The organism is Brevibacillus centrosporus (genome assembly GCF_046622605.1).
Lineage (GTDB): Bacteria > Bacillota > Bacilli > Brevibacillales > Brevibacillaceae > Brevibacillus > Brevibacillus centrosporus.
Genome location: NZ_CP176856.1, coordinates 809,734 through 830,463 on the forward strand (window position 1 = coordinate 809,734; position 20,730 = coordinate 830,463).

Here is a 20,730-nt window from a genome sequence, read left to right on the forward strand (position 1 = left end):
TTCTTTCACTCCTAGATGAATGGTGTATGATCGTTCGTTGAAATTAGAGCTTTAACGAGCGGATGTCTGGTTTCCCGCTGGCATCGTTGGGAAGTGTGATCTCTACTGTTGGATTCGTCAGTGCTTTGACCATGGTTCCGGTTTGCTCACGAATTATTTTGATGATTCCGTCATGTCCGGTTACGACGATATCTGCCCACTCCTTGATCATCTGGATGCTTTTTGTGCTTTCGTCATCGTCCCAGGTCATGGCTGCTTTTTCTGTCATCAACTCGTATCTGTTTTTGATTGCGTCTGATGCCAGGACCCATTTTTCGTGATTATACTCAAAAAACAGGGAGCACAGTCCAGGCGTATGTCCCGGGGTGAGTCGCCAATGGATTCCTTCTACTTCTCCCGCGCTACCAGTAAGAAGCGTGAGCCGTCCACTTTCTGCGAGAGCTTGGTACATTTCTACCGGGACGGCTAGATCGGTCCTTCCATTCATTCGGATGTGCTCGACTTCATTTTCGTGCATATAAAATTGAGCATTTTCAAAAAGGGGGTAATTGACTGCGTGATCAAAATGAAAGTGACTTATAAAAACGCTTCCAATTTGTTCGTTGGCGACTTGCAGTGCATCCAGCCTAGAGAGTAATGAATATCTTTCATTAAATCCAGCGGTATCAAACAAGATCGCTTTCGAGTGATTCGGTCGGATCAATGCGCAGCTGCTCCACCCTAAAAAGCCTCTGCTTGATTTACCAGGGAAGCCTTCGTATAAAATGTCTACTTGCATGAGGACTCCTTTCTAAAAATAGAATGAAATGAAAATTTGTAATACAAATTTGTGTTACAAATACAGCGTTCTATTGTGTGAAATAGAAAAAACTTGTACAATTACTCATATAGAATACAAAAGGTCGAGGAATTTGTCTACTTTTAATTGATGATTTCTCGATAGTTATAATACAAATTTATTGTAATGAGTGAGCTCCGTGATTTTTTTTAAAACCTGTTCTTGAGTAGAACCTAGTTCTATCGTTACAATCAGAAAAACACATCACGGAAGCATCGCATGAACCGCATAGAAAAAAACGCGGAGGATACATATGGATAAAAAAGAAAAAATATCGCAAAAAATTTCGCGTGAGCTACTGACGATGATTGAGGAAGGTAAGTTTCCCCCAGGCTCTAAGCTGCCGACAGAAATGGAGTTAAGTGCCAGGTTCGGGGTTAGCAGAGTGCCAATCCGCGAAGCACTCAGTGTGTTGAAAGCGATGGGAATCATTACTTCGCAGCAAGGTGGGGGGAGTTATGTAGAAGATATCCAACCTTTCTCTTTGATTCAGCATCTCAACATGCACGGTGGAAATGCGGAGCATATCCGGTATCTATTTGAGATGAGACAAATTTTAGAACCTCAGGCTGCCTATCTAGCAGCATTGCGACGTTCACCCGAGGATTTGGCGGAAATGCACAAAGTATTAAAGCTCTTAGAGGACGATCTCTCTACTGAGGACAAGACTGGCGTTGAATCAGACTTTGCGTTTCACCGCGCCTTGATCCAGGCGACGCACAATCCAGTGATGATTCAAACGATGGAAAGCTTGTCTTCTCTTTACATGAGTACACTTGCGATTACGCTCAAGCAAAATATCGGGCTGAAGCGGAAACGAGAGATCGTCTACAAGGAGCACCAAAATATTGTGCTCGCGATCGAAGCGGAGGAGCCGGAGCTGGCCAAAGTGCAATGCTCCATACATTTAAAAAATGCTGAGAAGAAGCTGTTCTTGTTATTTAACGATGATGAAGGAATGGATTGAGGAACTGCCCGCGACCAGAAGTATATCGTTATCAGGTTGACGTTGAATTAGTGTTTGAATCAGTAAAAATGCAGAGGTCTGTTTGACAGTTGAAGAGATGCAACGGCAGTCTGGATGGCTAGGTAGCACGCCTCCTGTGCTGCCGTTTTTTTAGTTTCCATAACGGAACGAAATTTGTAATACAAATAACGTGATTTTTCTTGCCAAACACACCTGTGAATATTATTATTGTTTTGTAAAATTGCAATTTATAAAGGTGAATTCTCGTTTGGCGAACTTATTGTTTTAATAGTTGTAATGCAAATAAACTGTTTTTAACCAAAACGGTTAAAGAAAGAAGGGGAAATATGCGAAGAAAGGTATTGACTGCCGAACATCTGACCCAGATCCAAGCGATCGTAGCCACTGGTAGGGTACTGACGGATGAGAGCGACCTTTTCAGCTATTCTTTTGACGGTTCGTTTGGAACATATTTGCCGGATGCTGTCATTCAGACGAAAAGCGTCGATGAGCTGGCTGCTCTTGTGAAGCTCGCGAACCGCGAAAAGATCCCTGTCTATCCGCGAGGGCAATCGACAAGTTTAAGCGGTGGACCGCTTCCAGTTAAAGGCGGAATGGTCTTCGATTTATCCGTCATGAATGATGTCTTAGAAGTATACGAGGAGGATCTCGTCGCCGTCGTCTCACCCGGTGTGCTGACGGCAGCGATTCACAAAGCGGCAGAACAGCGAGGACTCATGTACCCGCCTGATCCAAGCAGTTCCCACGTCTCGACGATCGGAGGAAACTTGGCGGAAAATTCAGGTGGTCCCAAGGGCTTGAAATATGGCGTGACAAAGGATTATGTCATCGGGCTTGAAGTCATCACACCCGAAGGAGAGATCATTCAAACAGGCGGACGAACCGTAAAGAATGTGACCGGTTATGACCTGACCAAACTGATCGTAGGGTCGGAGGGAACGCTCGGCATCATTACAAAAGCAATATTGCGTCTAATCCCCAAGCCACAGCAAACCGCGACGATGATGGCAATCTTTGATTCCCTTGTTGATGCGGGAAGTGCAATCTCCAAAATTCTATCGTCAGGAATCTTGCCTTCCAAAATGGAGCTGATGGACCAGGCGTCGATCGTCGCCGTCGAGCAGTACGAACCACTGGGTCTTCCGACAGATGCTGCTGCTCTCATCTTGATTGAAATGGATGGGCACCCCCTTGCCCTAAAGGCAGAAACGGAACAGGCAGCTGCCTTGTGCCAAGCTGTCGGGGCGAGAGAAGTGCGAATCGCCAAGGATAAAAAAGAAGAAGCAGAACTGTGGAAAGCGCGAAAGCTCGTTTCTCCCGCGATTGTAAGAATCAAGCCAACGAAGATTTCAGAGGATGCGACGGTACCACGAAGCAAAATTCCGCAAATGTGTGAGCGTTTGCAAAAAATTCGCGAAACGTACAAAATCCATCTCGTCGTTTTCGGGCATGCTGGGGACGGTAATCTTCACCCGAATATCATCTGTGACAAGACGGATGAGGAAGAAATGCGGCGAGTGGAGCAGGCTGTTACTGCGATATTCAAAGCAGCCATCGAGCTGGGAGGAACTCTCTCCGGTGAACACGGCATTGGCACGATGAAGGCTCCTTTTATGGAGATGGAGCTTGGCGCAGCTGGCCTGGATATGATGAGGCGGATCAAGCATGCGTGGGACCCTAATGAGATCATGAACCCTGGAAAGATTTTTCCAGTTCCGGGACAAAAATTGGAGTTGAGTTAGGGTGGATTCGACACAAAAGCAATTGCGAGAAGAGCTTCTATACGATAAAACCAACAATTGTGTCCAGTGTGGCTACTGTTTGCCCGTTTGTCCGACATACGTGGCCTTCGGCAAAGAGACACATTCCCCTCGCGGCAGGATTAACCTCGTCAAAATGGTAGGAGAAGGCAGGATTACGAATTTGTCCGTTTTGGAAGAGCCTTTTGATTATTGCTTGGGGTGCCGCGCATGTGAAACGGCTTGTCCGACTGGGGTGGAATACGGTGCGATTCTGGAGGCGACGCGGGCTGCTATCGTAAGACGGAAACGATTTACGGTACCTGTTCGCATGCTGCGCAAGTCGATGCTGAAAAAGGTGTTTCCAAGTCGAAAGATGATGAATCTGACGGGAGACGCTATGTGGCTGTATGAGAAAAGTGGACTGAAAAAGGCACTGCGTACGTCCGGGATTACGAAAGCGCTCCCTTTTCATCTGGGAGCTTTCGAGTCGATCGTACCTCCGCCTGTGTCGCCAGCTGAGCGGAAGAGAGCGCCCGGGGAAGTAAAGGCAAGGAGAGCGAAGCAATTCACCATCGCCTTTTTTACCGGTTGCATCATGGATGCCATGTTTCATCGTATCAATCAGTTATCGATTCGTTTGCTGTCAGAGGCAGGCTGTGATGTCATCGTCGTGCAAAATCAAACCTGCTGCGGAGCGCTTCATGCCCACTCCGGAGAAATGGAAGAAGCCAAGGAGCTTGCGAAGCGAAATATTGAAGCATTTGAGAAAGTCAATGCGGATTATATCGTGAACAATGCGGGTGGATGCGGAGCTATGAAGGTCGAATACGGTCATTTGCTAGCTTCTGAGGAGGAGTGGGCAGAGCGGGCAGAAGCTTTTTCCGCCAAATCCAAAGACATTAGCCAGATCCTGGCCTTGTGCGATTTACCGCCTTTCAATCCGCGAGAGGAAAGAGTCACCTACCAACGCTCCTGCCATATGACCAATGTGCAAAAGGTGTCAAAGGAACCAATCGACCTCTTGAAGCGTGTACCGGGCATACAGTTTGTCGAGATGGACCAGGCAGAGATGTGCTGTGGCTCCGCTGGTATCTACAACATTGTGCATTACGATGCTTCGATGCAGATTTTGGATGAAAAAATGCAGCATGCAAAGGCAACTGATGCAGCGATCATCATTACGACAAACCCTGGCTGCTTGCTGCAAATGAAGCTCGGAGTCGAACGCGAAGGATTGAGCCAATCGGTTCGCGTTCTCCACCTGATCGAGTATCTTGCTGAGGCAGCTGGCATTTCGGTACCAGACGAAAACTGACAATCAAACATACGCCAAAGATGTGGGGGAGAATACATGTACGACTTTGCAGTGGTTGGGGGAGGAATTGTCGGTCTTTCTACGGGAATGGCCCTGTATCGACAATATCCGAATGCGAAAGTGGTAGTGATTGAAAAAGAAGTGGCTGTAGCAGAGCACCAGACTGGTCATAACAGCGGAGTAATTCACTCTGGCATTTACTACAAGCCAGGCAGCTTTAAAGCGCGATTTGCCAGACAAGGCAGCAAATCCATGACGGAATTTTGTCAGGTGCATGGAATCGATCATGATATATGCGGAAAGGTGATCGTGGCGACGAAGCCCGAGGAGCTGCCGCTGCTCGATAACTTATATACTCGCGGCTTGCAAAATGAGCTGGCGATTCAAAAGATTACTGCAGAGGAACTAAAAGAAATCGAGCCGCACGTCAAAGGCTTGGGGGCTATCCGCGTACCCATGGCGGGAATCGTGAATTACAGACAGGTGAGTGAGAAGTTTGCTGAAATCATCCGCGGACATGGCGGGGAAATTCGTCTGGGGACGAAAGTGGAGAATATCCGGGAGGAAGCGGATGCGGTAACGATAGAGACCAACCGAGGCACAGTGAAGGCGCGGATGGCGATAAACTGTGCCGGACTGCATAGTGACCGGTTAGCGACCGCCGCCGGCTATCAAACAGACATGAAAATCGTACCGTTCCGTGGGGAATACTACAAGCTCAAACCAGAAAAGCGGTACCTCGTAAAGCATCTGATTTATCCGGTGCCGAATCCGAAATTTCCGTTTCTCGGAGTGCATTTTACTCGCATGATCAGCGGAGAAGTGGACGCGGGACCAAACGCTGTGCTCAGCTTCAAGCGGGAAGGCTACCGGAAAACGGACATCAATCTGGCGGATCTTGCTGAGGTACTCACCTACGGAGGCTTCTGGAAGCTGGCCAGCAAATTTATGAAGGAAGGGATGGAAGAATATTATCGTTCCTTCAGTAAAGCGCGCTTCACAGCCAGTCTGCAAGAGCTGATTCCCGAGATTCAAGAAGACGATCTGATCCCGGCACCGGCAGGGGTACGGGCCCAGGCGTTGAAGAGCGATGGCAATATGGTGGATGACTTTCACATTATTTTAGGAAAACGTACGGTCCATGTGTGCAATGCGCCTTCTCCGGCTGCTACTGCTTCGATCGAGATCGGTAAAGAAATCGTCAGCCGCATCCCGGAGCAGTCCCATTTGCTCGCAGCTGTCTTATAAAAGGGACATGCAAAAAAACATCTTAGGGAGCTGCTGAAAAAGCCCTTAAATAGAGTAAAGAAGCTGGGGAAATGTTCGTTTTTCTTCAGCTTTTTTTGATCCTATTCGGTCTAGAAAATGGACTTGCGACTTGTGGCATAGAAAATTTCCTTTTCATGATGGTGAAAGCATGCAATTGGGTAAATTAGCAAAGAGTGCATAGCGGAAGGGAGATGAAAACGTGAAACCGATGACAGAGCAGCATGTCACCTTGCACGGCTTCAACAATTTGACCAAGTCTCTGAGCTTTAATATGTACGACATTTGTTATACGAAAACGAGAGAAGAGCGGGAAGCGTACCTCGAGTACATAGACGAGCAGTACAATGCAGACCGTCTCACCCATATTTTAAAGACCGTTTCGGATATCATTGGTGCTCACGTCTTGAATATTGCCAAGCAGGATTATGTCCCACAGGGAGCAAGTGTCACCTTTCTCGTCTCGGAGGGGCCGGTCGTGGAGGTCCCAACTGAGTCGTACGAAGAATCGCCGGGACCTTTGCCCGACTCGGTAGTCATGCAGCTGGATAAAAGCCATATCACCGTCCATACGTATCCGGAATACCATCCCGACGAAGAAATCAGTACGTTTCGCGCGGATATCGACGTGTCGACCTGTGGAGAGATTTCTCCGCTAAAAGCCCTCAATTACTTGATCCACTCGTTCGAGACGGACACGATGACCATTGATTACCGCGTCCGTGGCTTCACTCGTGATATCGATGGCAACAAGCTGTTCATAGACCATGATATCAGCTCCATCCAAAATTACATCCCGGATGAAGTCATCGAGCTGTACGACATGATCGATGTGAACGTCTACCAGGAAAATATTTTTCACACCAAATGCAAGCTGAAACGCTTTGATTTAAATAATTACCTGTTCGGCTATACCAAGGACAAGCTGTCGCCCGAGGAGCAGCGGGAAATCACAGAGCGGCTGCACAACGAGATGGACGAAATTTATTACGGGAAAAATATTATCCGGTAGCGAAAGCAAGCTAAAAGGAGCAGGAGGGATTCCGGCTCCTTTTCCTATGCGGAAAAAAGGGAGAAGAGGATTAATCATCAGTATGTTCGCAGCAAAAAGTTGGCTGTGCACGGACAACATCTCGATTGAGCGTCTGCTGAAAATGGGGCATATGGATTGGATCATTTCCTTGTGTGCGGAGATGGGCATCCATCCGATCAAGGCGATCAAGATGGCGACGTACAATACCGCAAAATCCTACCATATGGATCATCTCATCGGCTCTTTGACGCCGGGACGTTTCGCAGACATCGTCTTGACGGATAGCCTGTCGAAAATTAATCCGCTTTACGTCTTTAAAGACGGGGAACTGATTGCAAAAGATAAAAAAATGGTAAAGAATTCGGAAATAGACTACTCGGCTATGGTCACGAAGGGCATACCCGGATTGGATGACCTGGCACCGGAGCAGCTGGATATTGAACCGTTGGAAATTTCTGAAGACGGTACAAAAGCAAAGGTGTATCTATTCGATGTGTACGGCCGCGGCCACGCCAAATTTTATCAAGAGGTGTGGGTGCCCGTAAAAGATGGCAAGATCGTACCAGAATACGAAGGCGAAACGTATAGCCGCCTGTCTGTCATTCGCCGCTATGCAGATGGAAAACGCCATGTCGTCAATGGGTTGTTTAAAGGTGTGTTTGTGGAGCGCGGTGCTGTCGCAACCTCGTGGCCAGCCCCCATCCCTTATTTTGTCGTAGTCGGGCAGGAAAGTGATGAAATGGCTTACTGCGTCAAAGAGGCGGACAAGTATTCAGGAGCTTGCATCGTAACGGAGAGCCATGCCAACAAAAGCGTTATGCCGATTGAAATTTACGGCATGATGACGAATATGACCGTGGATGAGCTGACCTCGAGTGCGAGTGCGATCGATGCGGCCTTGGAGGAGCTGGGTAACCGGAACGAAGGGGAGCCGGTTGTAAATAAGCTTTTGAGCTTGTTTATTTCCCTCCATCGCTTCCGCTTCATGGAATAAAAGAGAGAGAAAGTAGCGGGCAGAGGATAGGAAGTGGGTTCTAGGGCTTGGGCGGGACGGTGCTGGGGAGAAGAAGCATCGCCCTGCCCTTGCAAACTCATGCTTTTGTAAGCGGTAACAAAAATCCCTGCGTTTCGAAAAAAATGGTTCACCTGTACGGATCGTGAATTTTCATCAGAAAGAGGGATGGTATATGCAAAGGAATCACTCGAGCGAGCTGCAAATGAGCGGGACATTAACCAAGCGATGGATTATTTATTTAGTGGGCATTTATATATTGACTCTTGGCATCAGCTTGGCGATCCGAGCAGGCATTGGGATCTCGCCGCAGAGCAGCTTGACCAGAACGATGACACTGATTTATCCGGGACTTACCCAAGGAACGTATTCGTTCATGCTGGAGCTCCTCATGCTTTTATTCGCGTATTTGGTCCTGCCGAAGGATTTCAAGCTGAAGAACTTTGCCGGGCTCATTCCTGCCCTCGCGTTGAGCTTGTTTTTGGATTTAAATCTGATGCTGACCAGCTTCATACAGCTCGAAGTCTACTACGCAAAAGTCATCCTTCTCGCATTTGCAGATGCAGCCTTGGCCTTTGGACTCTTTCTCATGATTCAAGCCAACCTCGTCCTGATCCCTGTCGATTTGTTCGTGAATACTCTCTTTAAAAAGACGCAAAAGAAATGGGGGAATATCAAAACGGTTTTCGATTGCTCCTTGCTGGTTGTATCCGCGTGCATTGGTCTCCTTTTCCTGGGGGAGATCAAGTTTATAAGAGAAGGTACGATCATCAATGCGATCCTGGTGGGGCAGTACATCAAGCTGTATACGTACTTGTTTAAAAGAGCAAAAGCGAGCAAAACGAATGATGATCCTACTCTCATCAACGGGTAGAAAAACGAAGAAAACGGCCGGAGCGATTCCGACCGTTTTTTCATACAGGAAAAATTTCACTTCGCTCCTGCACGCTTCAAGGCTTCCGCCATTTCCAGATACCCACGGCTTTTCGCATGCTGGAGTGGCGTGACCCCGTCATGGTCTGCCAAATTCACATCGGCGCCATGTTCGATCAGAAGATTGACGATCTTCTGATGTCGTTCGCTGCCATCGCCCAGGATGACGGCTTCCAGCAGGGCTGTCCAGCCGAGGCGATTGACATGATCGATATCGACATCGGAGTGGGTCAACAGCTCTTCGACGATCTCGACATGGCCACGGTCTGCCGCAGGGATCAGACCCGTTCCGCCAAAGCGGCTTGTTGCTCGTGGCTCTGGAGCATGGTGTTCATATTCATTTCACAGCCGGATAGAAGCAGTGTCATCGCAATCAATGATTTTGTACTCATGATCACGGGCAGCAAGGCGACCCCTCCCCCTTCTGCTGACTTGAAATGGCTCATTTTTCCTATTATTCCATAGTCAGCTCAGCTTGGGAATCTCCAGCCCAATCGCCAACAGGGGTAACGGTGTAGGTGGTGCCTGCAGACAGCTTGCCGTTTTGCTGGATGTCAAAGATACCGACTGCCCCTTTGCGGCTGGAGTACTTATAGGTTGCCAGCAGCTTCTCGCCATTTTCTGCCGTCAGCTCAACACTGCGTCCGGAGAACAGCTCATCACGTGGATCATCTGCCAGAGTGACGGCGATCGACGTTTCCGAGAGTGCTTCTGCTTCGGTGATTTCGAGTGGATCGATCTCTTCTGCGACAAACGAAGGATTCTTGATCGTTGCCCAATCAGAAGTGACCGTGTATTTCACACCTGGAGTCAATACTTGTCCTTCAGGCAGTCGGAATTTCGGTTCCTGCACGCCATCAGTGGACTGGGTAAATGGCACGTATTTCGCCACAATCGATTGACCGCCCTCAGGTGTGATCGTGACCTCTCTAGCTTGCATGGAGGAAATGATTTGATAGGTAGTGCCGTTCGCCCGGTTGTTTTGATCCAGCACGAAAGCATTGTCTCCACGGCCAGCACTGTAGGCGGAAATGACGTATCCGTAGTCGGTGACATTGTCGGATCTCAGTGCTTCGACCTCAAAGGTATCGTTGGTAACCTGTCTGCTTTCGTTCATTTGCAGCAAGGTTGCGTTTCCTGTGAAGGCTCCTGCCTTATTGCCTTTGTAGGTCAGGTTATAGGTTGTACCTGCTTTTTGCACGGAAGTCGGTACGATGTAAGTGGAAATGGAGCCTGTTTTCAGCCGCGGCAGGTTTGTCAGTGTCAGGCCGTCATTGAAGACGAAATCGGCCTTTGCCTTCGCAAACACTTCATTCTCGGCAGTCAGTGGCGCATCGAAGGTAACGATGAGTGTGATGGCGTTCAACGATTGTACGCTTGTAATTTTCGCTTTCTCGGAAGGGATCGCTTTTTGCGCTGTTTTCAGCAGGTAGGCAACCTCGCCGCGAGAAGCAGCCTGATTACCTGAGTAGAAGCGCTCCATCCAGTAGTTTACGGATTTCACGTCACGGCCCAGAGCCTTCGAGACGATTTGAACGAGCTCGGCATCTGTGACTGTTCCGGTGGGATTGAATTGTCCGTTCGCAGCTTGCATGATTCCCAGTCCGACCAGCTCAGAAGCGTATTTGTATGCCCATGCTTTCGGCTGTACGTCTGTCAGCTGTGCGGGGTTCTTTGCTTTGCCTTCCAGTTTAAACGCCTTTACGACCATTTTGGCCAGCTCGGCACGGTTGATTTGGTTGTGGGCGCCCATCGAGTGATCGCTGTAGCCGTGCATGACTCCTTGGCGAGCCAGCTGGTTTACGGCTTCGGTAATTTCCTGGGCTGTGAGTGGGGAAGTGGCGGCGTGAGTGGTCAGTGCTGCAAAGGGGAGAGAGGCAGTTCCCAATGCAGCAGTCAGTACCATAGCGGCTACTTTATTTGAAATCTTTTTCATAAGAAAGTCCTCCTCGTATCGGATCGTGTTGGCTGGTGTCGCTTGCCTTACTCATAGGATAGAGGAGAGACCTAAACTGCCTAGAAACGTGGTCTTAAAAGAAACGAAACTAGATATTAAAAAAAGCTAAACTCGGGTTTAATCAAACCGTAAAGCGGTATCCTGCCCCCCAGACAGTCTCGATGTACTGGGGATTGGACGGGTCCATTTCGATTTTCTCCCGCACTTTTCGGATATGCACGGTCACTGTCGCAATGTCCCCGCTGGAGTCCATACCCCAGATGCGTTCAAACAGCTCATTTTTGCTGAAAACGCGATTCGGGTGCGTCGCTAAAAACTCAAGCAGCGTAAATTCGCGCGTCGTGAAAATGACTTCCTGATTTCGTACATATACCCGGCGGGACGCTTTATCGATGATGAGTCCACGAATATGGATCTCGTCCTGAGGCGACTTCTCCTGGTTGCCCAGCAGCCGCTCGTAGCGAGTCAAATGCGCTTTGGCCCGGGCGACCAGCTCACTTGGGCTGAACGGCTTGGTAATATAATCGTCCGCGCCGAGGTTGAAGGCGCGGATTTTATCAAACTCCTCTTTTTTGGCTGAGACGATCAGGATAGGAACTTCTTTGGCCTCACGGATCTTGCTGCACAAAGAAAAGCCATCCAATCCGGGAAGCTGCAGGTCGACGATGATCAGGCTGTATTCCTCGCGCAAAGCCAGCTGCAAGCCTGCATCACCACGATGGCACAGGTCGACAGTAAAGCCGTTAAGCTCAAAATAATCGCGTTCCAGCTGGGCGATCGTCGTCTCGTCTTCAATGATCAGGATTCGTGTCATGCGTGTTCGCCTCCGTGTACAGACGTGCGTTTTAAAGTGAAGAACAGGCTGGTGCCACTGCCTTGCTCGCTGGTCACCCAAATTTTCCCGCCATGTCCCTCGATGATTTCACGGGCAATCGCTAACCCCAGACCACTGCCACCTGTCGACGAGTTGCGCGACTGCTCCGCACGATAAAAGCGTTCGAACAGATGAGGGATGGCCTCTGGAGGGATTCCCATGCCGTTATCGCGGATTTCCACGGTGACCCACTGACTATCCAAAGTCAGTGCCAGATCAATCCGTTTTTGCGGTTTGTCCATAAATTTCTGGGCGTTGTCGATGATATTGACGACCGTGCGCTTGAGCTTTTCCACATCTGCAAGGACCCATGCCGGCTTGCTCGTCCGCCGGGTCCAAGCTATCTGGATGCCCTGCTCCTGCAAACTGTAATGGAGCTCATCGATGCAGTCATCGAGAAACGAAGCGAGGTTCACGGGCTCAAACGTAAACGGCACCTGCTTTAAGTCCAGCTTGGAGTAGAGGAACAGCTCGTCGACCAATTTGTCCAAATCGACAGCTTTGGAGTAGATGATTTGCACGTATTTGTCCATTTTCTCGGGCGTATCGGCGACCCCGTCCCGAATTCCCTCAATGTAGCCTTTGATATTGGTAATTGGCGTTCGCAGATCATGAGAAATATTCGAGATCAGCTCTTTGCGGTTCTCCTCGTCCTGCAGACGGAGCTGGACGGATTCCTGAAGCCGTTTTCGCATGTTTTCAAACGCTTCGTTCAGCTTGCCGATCTCATCCTTTGAATGCAGGTCCAAGGCAAATTGCAGATCGCCCTCCTGGATGCGCTCCGCCGAGCTGCGCAGGAGATTCAGCGGCTTGATCACGCTTTTGGTAATCCAGCGGTAGAGAAGCATGTTGGCGATGACGAGCACGCCGATCAAGATAAACGACAGGATCGGAAGCAAGCGGCGAGTCACCTCAGCAAACGGACTGCGTTCCCGAATGACGAATACGCTGCCTTTGGCGCCATCCGAGTAGACGAAGTCGAATTTGGCGTAGGCGTAAAAGCGCTCCCCGATGTTAAAGGTGTTGCGAATCTGGCTGTTGTTTAAATCATAGGGGGGCAGAAACTGCTCCAGCTCTGGCTGATGAAAGGTAAAGGACTCAAAAACCTGGTTGCTTTCCCGGCGCACGTAAAGTCCGGCTCTAACCGTCCGCAGCTTGAAGTCATAGTCGACGAGCAGGTCTTTGTTCAGCAGCTCGTCCGGGTCGTTCTTGGCGAGGTATTTCAACTCGAGGAAGATCGATTCTTCCTGTTCGGTGAGTGGATTTAGCTGATAATGGACTTTGTAAAAATCGCGTAAGCTGTGCAGATCTCCCGTAGCGGCAATGGTAAACAAGCCCGCCGTCACCCCAAACATCAAGAGGCTCAGGACCAACATCCCGGTGTAGGAAAGCAACAGTTTGATACGGATGGACATGGACTCACCTCCGTCAGTCGTGACAAGTCCATTATATACAAGCCGATGATTCGGTAAAGCCTATAAAAAAATCTCTCTTCCGCAATGAGGGGAAGAGAGCGTAATTTTACTGGCGATTATATCTCTGCCAAAGAATCATCAGGCTTAATCAAAAACCATAAGAAAATCGCAATCAAAATAGGGATGATGCTCGAGAGCAAAGCCATATCCCACCCCATGTTTTGCGCGATCCATCCGCAGATAATAGGGGAAAAGACAGCGCCCACATTTCCCCATGTATTCATCCAGCCACTCACCGAACCGGAGAACTCGCCGCCTTTGTCAGCCGCGATCGCCCACGATGTGACGACGGGCAGCCCGAGAGAGCCCAAAGCCAGTGACAGCCAGAGAACATTGAGCCAAGGATCGGAGGTAATCGAGGCCAGATAAATGGTGACGATAAAAATAGCTAACCCTGTCATGGCAGGGACACCACGGGCGATCATTCTTGATTTTCCTTTCCGCAGACCAGAAAAACAGGGCGAGAGTGGGACGACGGCGTCTTTGTCATCAATCCACAAAAGGCAGAGAGCTTCGGCAGGATCGCTCTGCAAAAACAGCATGCGGAAATCGAGATAAAGCAGAAAATCGATTCGGGTATCTCGCTGTCTACGCTGAGCGGGGCGATTGAGCATGCGAAGACGTCGAGCTAGCATTAGAAGCCGCTACTTACAAAAAGATAAAATCAGTTATACTATTCAGTAAGTATGAGACCTACGTGAAAGGCGGAAAAAAGAGATGAAAGTAGCAATCGCGCAGCTTACTTCCACGATGGATAAAACAGAAAACCTGCAAAAGGCGGCAGCGTACATCGCGAAGGCGAAAGCGTCCGGGGCGGATTTTGTGATCCTGCCTGAGATGTATCTCGCACCCGCCACGCCGAAAACGGGTGTGACACCAGCACAGGTAGCCGAACCATTGGACGGTCCGTTCGTGACCGGGCTGGCAAATGCGGCACGTGAGCAGGGTGTCTACGTCGTATGCGGAATCTACGAATCGATTCCAAACGATCCTGACCGTGCCTACAATACGACGGTGTTCCTCAACCGCTCCGGAGAGCTGATCCATACGTACCGCAAGACTCATCTGTACGATGCGTTTTCATTCGTGGAGTCGGACGCCATCGCACCTGGAGACAATCCGTATCAGGTGGTTGAAACGGAGTTCGGCAAAATCGGGCTGATGGTATGCTACGAAGTGCGATTCCCCGAGATTGCTAGACAGTTTGCACTGCAGGGGGCGGACATCCTGTTCGTACCTGCGGGCTGGGTAGCTGGCGCTATGAAGGAAGACCACTGGGAGACACTTGTACGCGCGCGCGCGATCGAGAACACGATGTTCGTCTGCGCAGCCGATCAGGTGGGGAATATTTTTGCAGGACGCAGCTTGATCGTGGATCCGATGGGGGTCTTTCTGGCGAGTGCCGGAGAGGAAGAAGCACTCATCGTCGCCGAGCTTGACATGGACCGGATATCGCGCGTTCGCGGCAAATTGCCAAGCGTGGCTAACCGTCGTCCTGAGTTTTATATCAATTAATCTCGTTTCGTGCGGAAGGGGGCGTGAGCTTTTAGCCCCCTTTTTTTGTACAGTAAGAATTTATTAGATTCTTAGCCAGTATAAGTGCAACTAAGGCTCCACCGCAAAGCTTGGCGGAGCCAAGTTTTCTAACTGGCAAGAAACCGAAGCAACCTTAAATCCGGTGATAACACGGAGACGGGTTGCTTCCTTTTTGCCAAAATCACTCCAAGCAAAAGAGGCAGAGCTAGCAAAAATATTTCAAGGAAAAGTGAAAGACAGCCTGCTCGCTTTCGTCTTTACAGTGGAAAAGGAGGTGGAAAACAATTGGATGACTACGCCGGAGCCGGGATCGAACAATGGTATCGCGCATACAGCAATGATGTTTATCGTTTTCTCGTTTACTATACAGGACGAAGAGATACGGATGATCTGGTCCAGGAAACCTTCATTCGTGCCCTGAATGGACAAGGGTGATATCATCAGCCTCACAGTGAAATGGTAAAAAAGCTTTAATTCAGCCCTAGCCCTGGTGTGTCAGTGATTACGCACTGGGGCTGGTTCGATTCTTTTCGTCGTGTCGGCTTGCGCCAGTCAGGTGCTGATGGTGGTTTTTGCGTGAAATCAGGCATGTACCCAAGAACATATCCGAAAGTTTTCAATATGATGGTAACAGATAACTATAATTTTTATGGTCCTCATGTAAGCGTTACCATCATTTTGAAAGGGTGTGTGTCTTATGTTCTGGCTCGTATGGGTATTGGTCAGCTTGATCGTCTGGTGGGGCATGAACACGCTTATGACTGGAAAAGCAGGTGGAAATGGCTGGTTGGCCTCGCTGATCGTCGCTTTGCTGGGTACTTGGCTGGGCGATCTCCTGTTGGGGAACTGGCTGTGGATGCTGGCTGGATTTAACGTCATTGCCGGAGCGATTGGCGGTATCGTGCTGGTCTGGCTCTGGAATCTCGTCAGCAAGCAATTGAAGTAGCAGGAAGTGTGGGATCCAGGAGTCGCCTCGTTTGCGATTCCTGGTTTTTTTGTGCGTAAAGAAAGGAATGAGATCGGATCAGACCACGAAAAAGCTTTGCGCAGCCAAGATTTTATCGTGCGGGAATTGCCGGACAATTCGTAAAAAACCAAGTATCTAGGTATGTATTCAAAATCATACTTTACAAATCGGATTTGTACGAATATAAATAGAGAATGAACCTTATACTTTAGAGAAAAAGAAAGTAATGGAAATGGAGGAAGGAAGCATGTCTACGCTCTTGATTATCGTCAACATCTTTATTTTGCTATTATTCATTCTTGGCTTGTATGCTTTGCAAAAGAAGCATGTCTCGTTCTCGAAACGGGTATTCCTGGGTCTGGGAATCGGGATTGTGTTCGGTCTGGTTCTACAATTCATTTACGGAGCCAAGTCAGAAGTGTTAAAAACCAGTATCGATTGGTACAACATCGTCGGTAACGGCTATGTGAAGCTGCTGCAAATGATCGTGATGCCACTGGTCTTCATTTCCATCGTTTCAGCATTTACCAAATTAAAGCTATCGAACAATATTGGAAAAATCAGTTCGCTTATTTTGAGCATCCTGGTAGGAACCACTGCGATTGCCGCTGCCATCGGGATCGCCTCTACGCTGGCATTTGGTTTGGACGGCGCAAAGCTTCAGCAGGGCGATGCGGAAAAGACAAGAATCGAACAGGTAGAACAAAAGCTGGGAGATGTACAAAACACGTCGCTTCCGCAAAAAGTCGTTTCCCTTTTGCCAGCCAACCCATTCCAAGACTTTACAGGTGAGCGTCCAACCTCGACTATAGCAGTCGTGATCTTTGCGGCTTTCATCGGTGCAGCGTTTTTGGGTATCAAGCGTAAAAATCCGGAACACGCAGAGCTGTTCTCCAAAATTGTCGATACTCTCCATGCGATTGTCATGAGGGTTGTGACTCTGATTCTTCGTTTAACTCCGTACGGCGTGCTCGCGATCATGACAAAAGTAACGGCTACCAGTGACTACAATGCGATCTGGCAGCTTGGAAAATTCGTGGTTGCATCCTATGTGGCTTTGATCGTTATGTTTATCGTCCACCTGCTATTGTTGACATTTGCAGGCTTGAACCCGGTTACCTATGTGAAAAAGGCGTTCCCGGTACTCACGTTTGCCTTTACTTCCCGGACTAGTGCAGGTGCTTTGCCACTGAATGTCAAAACCCAAACACAAGACCTCGGTGTTCCAGAAGGAATCGCCAACTTCGCAGGATCGTTTGGACTGTCGATCGGGCAAAATGGCTGCGCAGGTACGTATCCAGCGATGCTGGCTGTCATGGTTGCACCGCTTGCCGGGATTGACCCGTTGACCCCATCGTTTATCCTGATGCTGGTTGCGGTTGTAGCTCTCAGCTCCTTTGGTGTAGCTGGTGTAGGGGGAGGGGCTACCTTTGCTGCCCTGCTGGTTCTGTCCTCGATGAATCTGCCGATCGCAATCGTAGGTTTGCTGATCTCCGTAGAACCGTTGATCGACATGGGACGTACAGCTCTCAACGTGAGCGGCAGCATGACGGCTGGCTTGCTTACTAGCAGAGCGACGAAGGACCTCGATACAACCATCTATAACGAGGTAAAAGAAACCTCGATTACTGCGTAAAGCCTTATAGAATAGCTGCACGGCTCGCTTCCTGAGCTGTGCAGCTATTTTTAAATTCGTGGCATGAATATGAACGATCGAGATTTACTGTTACCTAGATAAGCGCTAATATTTTTATATGCAAAACTAGTGTTTTGTATATAAAACAAACTAGGAGGTGTTCTCGATGACAACAAATAATCCTGGCAAATTGCGCTGGTGGGGTGTCATCACGCTGCTCTTGATTGTAATCATTTCGTACGTCGACCGTATGAACGTGTCTGTCCTGATTACAAACAATGATTTTTTGGAGCACTTTGGCATCAAGGGAGATCGGGTAGCCCAGGGTGAGCTCATGTCTTTGTTCCTGATCGGATACGGGATTGCCGCTTTTTTCCTCAGTCCCTTGTACGAAACGTTTTTTGGCGTACGCAAAGGTCTGATCATCAGCATCCTGATCTGGGCGGTCATGACGGTCGTCTCACCTGTTGCAAGCTCGATTGGTCTCTTGCTGCTGATCCGTTTTATTCTTGGCGCGAGTGAAGGGCCGCTCTTTTCTTTGAAGACCATGTACATCAAAGACATGTTCGCGGCACATGAGCGCGGAAAACCAAATGCGGTCAGCTCTATGGGTGTATCGATCGGCTTGGCAGTGGGCTTCCCGATCGTTACCTACATCGTACTGCATTCACATTGGCAAGCGTCCTATTACATTCTCGGACTCCTAAATTTGATTATCGGATTGCCGTTGATCTTGTTGTTCATACGGGAAACAGGCAAAAAAGGGAAAGCGCAAGCAAGCGGATACGGTGCTCAACGGCTACATCATCGACCGTATATCGCCTAAGCGTGTTTCCATGCTGTTTGTGGTGGGCGGTTTGGGTACGGCTATCAGCATATCGATCGCCATCTATGCAGCGAGTCCCGTCACCTCCGCGATTGGCTTGATCGTCGCCAACCTGTTCTGGGGGATTCAAGGACCTGCCATTCCGAGTATTGTCCAGTACGCTTCTCCGGATAAGAGCGTGGGAAGTACGTACGGGATTGTAAACGGTGTCGGAAACCTCGTCTCAGCGCTCATGCCGACCGTTATGGGGGCGATGATTGCAGGGAATGGGGCAGAAAGCTTTTCAGCCGGCTTCTCTCTGCTGATTGGCACGCAGGTCTTAACGGTAATCTGTGCGATCGTGGCGTTGAAGGGAAACGTTTTTGCGCCGAAGAAAACGCAGGCCGTAGATCAGCAGTAACGGCTGCTTAACGCATGAATAAGAAAAAACAAGCTGCACTGTCTATGGAGACGGTGCAGCTTGTTGCATTCTGTCTACTTATTGGACAACGGAAGTGAATTTGAAGTAAGCGCCACCCAGTGGGTAGATGATGAAGTCTTTGACCTTGTCGTTTTTCACGTAAGGGCTGCCGCGGAAGTTGATAGGAGCAAGCGGCATTTCATCCATGAGGATCGTTTCTGCTTCGAGCAGGATTTGTTTGCGTTTTTCCAGGTCAGACTCCTGGTAGCTCTTGTCGATCAGCTCTTTAAACTTCGGATTTTCCCAGTCTGGATGGTTGTTTCCGCCTGTTTTGTCACGGAACATTTCCAGGAAGTTGATCGGGTCGTTAAAGTCGGCACCCCATTGGAAGCGGATCATGTCAAAGTTGGCTTGGGAACGCATGTCACGGTACACCTTCAGCTCAGCTGTGTAGAGCTTCACTTGGACGCCGAGCACTTTTTTCCATTGGTCTTGCAGCGCTTCGGCGACTTTTTTGTTCACGTCTGTGGTGTCAAACGTATACGTCACTTCTGGGAACGTAGTCAGTCCCAGCTCTTTCATACCCTCTGCGAGAAGCTGTTTCGCCCCTTCGGCATCTTCTTTAAAGTATCCATCCGGCTTCAGGCCCATGGAGGTAGGTACCCAGCCATAAGCTGCCGGCACGCCTGTTTGCAGGATATTGTCGATGATTTCCTGACGGTTGATGGCATAGGAGAAAGCTTGTCTGATCTTTTTGTTGTTGAAAGGCGGCTTCGTGGTGTTAAAGACGACCGATTGTGTACCGGGATTGTCTGCGACCATCAGCTTGCCTTGATCTTTGATCGATTGGATGGCATCAGCCGGAAGCGTAGAGGCAGGGTAGCCGCCCCAGTCGACTTCGCCGTTTTCAAACATGGAGAAGGCGGTGTTGTTATCGTCAATCATGACAATCTCGAGACGATCGAGCTTCACGTTGTCTTTATCCCAGTAGGTAGGACTCTTGGTGAAGACAATTTTGCTCTTGTGCTCCCAGGACTCCATATTGAAAGGACCGTTGGAGACGATCGTCTTGGCTTCGGCCGCCCAATTTGGATTGCCCTCGACTGTCTTTTGGTGCAGCGGGAACAAGGTCGGGAAGAAGGTCAGCTCACGGAAGAAAGGCGTAGGTGCTTTCAGATCGAACTGGACGGTGTAATCATCCAAAGCTTTCACACCGATATCCTCTGCTTTGCCTTTTCCGGTGTTGAACTCCTCGCCGCCTTTGATGTAGTACAGCTGATAGGCGTACTCGGAGGCCGTTTTCGGGTCGAGATTTCGTTTAATCGCATAAACGAAGTCGTTTGCCGTCACGGGATCGCCGTTGTTCCATTTCGCGTCCTTGCGAATTTTAAAGGTAAACTGGGTGAAGGTATCATTGTTGGTAAAGCTCTCTGCGGTTGCGTTGGTAAGCTGACCGTTCAGATCGTAGTTGGTCAACCCTTCGAACGCTGCGTAGATCATGTCAAACGAATCCGCGTCCACTGCGATGCCCGGGTCCATGGAAGGCGGCTCGCTGTTAATGCTCCAGTGCAACACCATCGGTTCTGTCTTTTTTTCCTCGGTCTGTGCTGCTGGTGCGGACGTGGATGATGCTGGCGAAGATGATTGCGACGAGTTGGAACAGCCTGCGAGTACCCCGCCTAACAGCAAGGACAGGCATGTTGCCAGTGCAATACCCTTTTTCATAGTGATCCCCCTTGAAAAGAAAATAAACAGATATAAACTAGAGTATTGTTTTATCGCGCTAAAGGCAATTCCAAAAAAAATTTGATTGAAAAAAGTCTGTTAATTCAGTCGATTGCCGTCGATTTTTGGGAGAGTACTACGTAGGATGTGTAAAATTTGATATAGTAGTAAGAACAAAGAAAATCCAGATGAATCAGGAGTAATCGC

The 20,730-nt window shown here is 49.1% G+C and carries 18 protein-coding genes and 2 pseudogenes; 13 read left to right on the plus strand and 7 right to left on the minus strand.

Translation table 11 applies throughout. From position 1 onward, the window contains the following. Nucleotides 1-43 precede the first annotated feature (43 nt). Nucleotides 44-778: an MBL fold metallo-hydrolase gene (locus ACLIN2_RS04300; protein WP_411503304.1), complete on the minus strand. Its 735-nt coding sequence runs from the start codon at nt 776-778 to the stop codon at nt 44-46. 313 nt (nt 779-1,091) lie between these two features. Here ACLIN2_RS04300 and ACLIN2_RS04305 point away from each other — a divergent pair, with 313 nt between their 5' ends. The 7 genes from ACLIN2_RS04305 (at nt 1,092) to ACLIN2_RS04335 (ending at nt 9,068) form a co-directional block, all read left to right on the plus strand. Then, on the plus strand, nt 1,092-1,805 hold the full coding sequence (locus ACLIN2_RS04305) for a FadR/GntR family transcriptional regulator (protein WP_092267226.1): 714 nt from the start codon (nt 1,092-1,094) through the stop codon (nt 1,803-1,805). A gap of 347 nt (nt 1,806-2,152) precedes the next feature. After that, a complete protein-coding gene (locus ACLIN2_RS04310; protein WP_411503305.1) occupies nt 2,153-3,568 on the plus strand; it encodes an FAD-binding oxidoreductase in 1,416 nt (471 codons plus the stop codon). Between the two features lies 1 nt (nt 3,569). After that, nucleotides 3,570-4,883 (plus strand): (Fe-S)-binding protein, encoded by a 1,314-nt coding sequence (locus tag ACLIN2_RS04315; RefSeq protein WP_411503306.1) that lies wholly within the window; start codon nt 3,570-3,572, stop codon nt 4,881-4,883. A 36-nt stretch (nt 4,884-4,919) separates the two neighbouring features. After that, nucleotides 4,920-6,131, plus strand: a complete 1,212-nt coding sequence (lhgO, locus tag ACLIN2_RS04320; protein ID WP_411503307.1) for an L-2-hydroxyglutarate oxidase — start codon at nt 4,920-4,922, stop codon at nt 6,129-6,131. 229 nt (nt 6,132-6,360) lie between these two features. Beyond that, nucleotides 6,361-7,161 carry an adenosylmethionine decarboxylase gene (speD, locus tag ACLIN2_RS04325; RefSeq protein ID WP_342769224.1) on the plus strand — a complete coding sequence of 267 codons (801 nt, stop codon included), beginning with the start codon at nt 6,361-6,363 and terminating at the stop codon, nt 7,159-7,161. A gap of 82 nt (nt 7,162-7,243) precedes the next feature. After that, complete coding sequence (locus tag ACLIN2_RS04330; protein ID WP_411503308.1) at nt 7,244-8,176, plus strand: adenine deaminase C-terminal domain-containing protein; 933 nt, start codon at nt 7,244-7,246, stop codon at nt 8,174-8,176. 193 nt (nt 8,177-8,369) lie between these two features. Beyond that, on the plus strand, nt 8,370-9,068 hold the full coding sequence (locus ACLIN2_RS04335) for a YczE/YyaS/YitT family protein (RefSeq protein ID WP_411503309.1): 699 nt from the start codon (nt 8,370-8,372) through the stop codon (nt 9,066-9,068). Between the two features lie 56 nt (nt 9,069-9,124). Here ACLIN2_RS04335 and ACLIN2_RS04340 read toward each other — a convergent pair. The 5 genes and pseudogenes from ACLIN2_RS04340 to ACLIN2_RS04360 form a co-directional block, all read right to left on the minus strand. Beyond that, nucleotides 9,125-9,433 (minus strand): annotated as a pseudogene (locus tag ACLIN2_RS04340) (ankyrin repeat domain-containing protein); the annotation flags it as partial. A 148-nt stretch (nt 9,434-9,581) separates the two neighbouring features. Further along, nucleotides 9,582-11,063 (minus strand): S-layer homology domain-containing protein, encoded by a 1,482-nt coding sequence (locus ACLIN2_RS04345; RefSeq protein ID WP_411503310.1) that lies wholly within the window; start codon nt 11,061-11,063, stop codon nt 9,582-9,584. 142 nt (nt 11,064-11,205) lie between these two features. After that, the gene (locus ACLIN2_RS04350; RefSeq protein ID WP_411503311.1) at nt 11,206-11,898 is read right to left on the minus strand and encodes a response regulator transcription factor; all 693 of its coding nucleotides are present in this window, start codon (nt 11,896-11,898) and stop codon (nt 11,206-11,208) included. After that, on the minus strand, nt 11,895-13,373 hold the full coding sequence (locus ACLIN2_RS04355) for a sensor histidine kinase (RefSeq protein WP_411503312.1): 1,479 nt from the start codon (nt 13,371-13,373) through the stop codon (nt 11,895-11,897). The genes ACLIN2_RS04350 and ACLIN2_RS04355 overlap by 4 nt, the downstream gene beginning before the upstream one ends. Nucleotides 13,374-13,489: 116 nt before the next feature. Continuing rightward, nucleotides 13,490-14,068: a hypothetical protein gene (locus ACLIN2_RS04360; RefSeq protein ID WP_411503313.1), complete on the minus strand. Its 579-nt coding sequence runs from the start codon at nt 14,066-14,068 to the stop codon at nt 13,490-13,492. 82 nt (nt 14,069-14,150) lie between these two features. Between ACLIN2_RS04360 and ACLIN2_RS04365 the strand changes: the two genes are divergently transcribed. From ACLIN2_RS04365 to ACLIN2_RS04390, 6 genes and pseudogenes are all read left to right on the plus strand, one after another. After that, the gene (locus ACLIN2_RS04365) at nt 14,151-14,948 is read left to right on the plus strand and encodes a carbon-nitrogen hydrolase family protein (RefSeq protein WP_411503314.1); all 798 of its coding nucleotides are present in this window, start codon (nt 14,151-14,153) and stop codon (nt 14,946-14,948) included. A 306-nt stretch (nt 14,949-15,254) separates the two neighbouring features. Beyond that, nucleotides 15,255-15,389: pseudogene (locus ACLIN2_RS04370) on the plus strand (RNA polymerase sigma factor); the annotation flags it as partial. Nucleotides 15,390-15,666: 277 nt separating this feature from the next. Further along, a complete protein-coding gene (locus ACLIN2_RS04375) occupies nt 15,667-15,915 on the plus strand; it encodes a hypothetical protein (protein ID WP_092267216.1) in 249 nt (82 codons plus the stop codon). A gap of 268 nt (nt 15,916-16,183) precedes the next feature. After that, complete coding sequence (locus tag ACLIN2_RS04380; RefSeq protein WP_411503315.1) at nt 16,184-17,572, plus strand: L-cystine transporter; 1,389 nt, start codon at nt 16,184-16,186, stop codon at nt 17,570-17,572. Between the two features lie 166 nt (nt 17,573-17,738). Next, nucleotides 17,739-18,398, plus strand: coding sequence for an MFS transporter (locus tag ACLIN2_RS04385; RefSeq protein WP_411503316.1), 660 nt, complete (start codon nt 17,739-17,741; stop codon nt 18,396-18,398). Beyond that, nucleotides 18,361-18,798, plus strand: a complete 438-nt coding sequence (locus ACLIN2_RS04390; RefSeq protein ID WP_411503317.1) for an MFS transporter — start codon at nt 18,361-18,363, stop codon at nt 18,796-18,798. The genes ACLIN2_RS04385 and ACLIN2_RS04390 overlap by 38 nt, the downstream gene beginning before the upstream one ends. A gap of 78 nt (nt 18,799-18,876) precedes the next feature. Here ACLIN2_RS04390 and ACLIN2_RS04395 read toward each other — a convergent pair whose 3' ends face one another. Further along, nucleotides 18,877-20,523: a peptide ABC transporter substrate-binding protein gene (locus tag ACLIN2_RS04395; protein WP_092267212.1), complete on the minus strand. Its 1,647-nt coding sequence runs from the start codon at nt 20,521-20,523 to the stop codon at nt 18,877-18,879. Between the last annotated feature and the right edge of the window lie 207 nt (nt 20,524-20,730).

Bases quoted from the DNA above. Each gene is read 5' to 3' on its own strand.
- ACLIN2_RS04300 (WP_411503304.1), bottom strand. From the start codon at position 778: ATGCAAGTAGACATTTTATACGAAGGCTTCCCTGGTAAATCAAGCAGA.
- ACLIN2_RS04305 (WP_092267226.1), top strand. From the start codon at position 1,092: ATGGATAAAAAAGAAAAAATATCGCAAAAAATTTCGCGTGAGCTACTG.
- ACLIN2_RS04310 (WP_411503305.1), top strand. From the start codon at position 2,153: ATGCGAAGAAAGGTATTGACTGCCGAACATCTGACCCAGATCCAAGCG.
- lhgO (WP_411503307.1), top strand. From the start codon at position 4,920: ATGTACGACTTTGCAGTGGTTGGGGGAGGAATTGTCGGTCTTTCTACG.
- speD (WP_342769224.1), top strand. From the start codon at position 6,361: ATGACAGAGCAGCATGTCACCTTGCACGGCTTCAACAATTTGACCAAG.
- ACLIN2_RS04330 (WP_411503308.1), top strand. From the start codon at position 7,244: ATGTTCGCAGCAAAAAGTTGGCTGTGCACGGACAACATCTCGATTGAG.
- ACLIN2_RS04335 (WP_411503309.1), top strand. From the start codon at position 8,370: ATGCAAAGGAATCACTCGAGCGAGCTGCAAATGAGCGGGACATTAACC.
- ACLIN2_RS04345 (WP_411503310.1), bottom strand. From the start codon at position 11,063: ATGAAAAAGATTTCAAATAAAGTAGCCGCTATGGTACTGACTGCTGCA.
- ACLIN2_RS04350 (WP_411503311.1), bottom strand. From the start codon at position 11,898: ATGACACGAATCCTGATCATTGAAGACGAGACGACGATCGCCCAGCTG.
- ACLIN2_RS04355 (WP_411503312.1), bottom strand. From the start codon at position 13,373: ATGTCCATCCGTATCAAACTGTTGCTTTCCTACACCGGGATGTTGGTC.
- ACLIN2_RS04360 (WP_411503313.1), bottom strand. From the start codon at position 14,068: ATGCTAGCTCGACGTCTTCGCATGCTCAATCGCCCCGCTCAGCGTAGA.
- ACLIN2_RS04365 (WP_411503314.1), top strand. From the start codon at position 14,151: ATGAAAGTAGCAATCGCGCAGCTTACTTCCACGATGGATAAAACAGAA.
- ACLIN2_RS04375 (WP_092267216.1), top strand. From the start codon at position 15,667: ATGTTCTGGCTCGTATGGGTATTGGTCAGCTTGATCGTCTGGTGGGGC.
- ACLIN2_RS04380 (WP_411503315.1), top strand. From the start codon at position 16,184: ATGTCTACGCTCTTGATTATCGTCAACATCTTTATTTTGCTATTATTC.
- ACLIN2_RS04385 (WP_411503316.1), top strand. From the start codon at position 17,739: ATGACAACAAATAATCCTGGCAAATTGCGCTGGTGGGGTGTCATCACG.
- ACLIN2_RS04395 (WP_092267212.1), bottom strand. From the start codon at position 20,523: ATGAAAAAGGGTATTGCACTGGCAACATGCCTGTCCTTGCTGTTAGGC.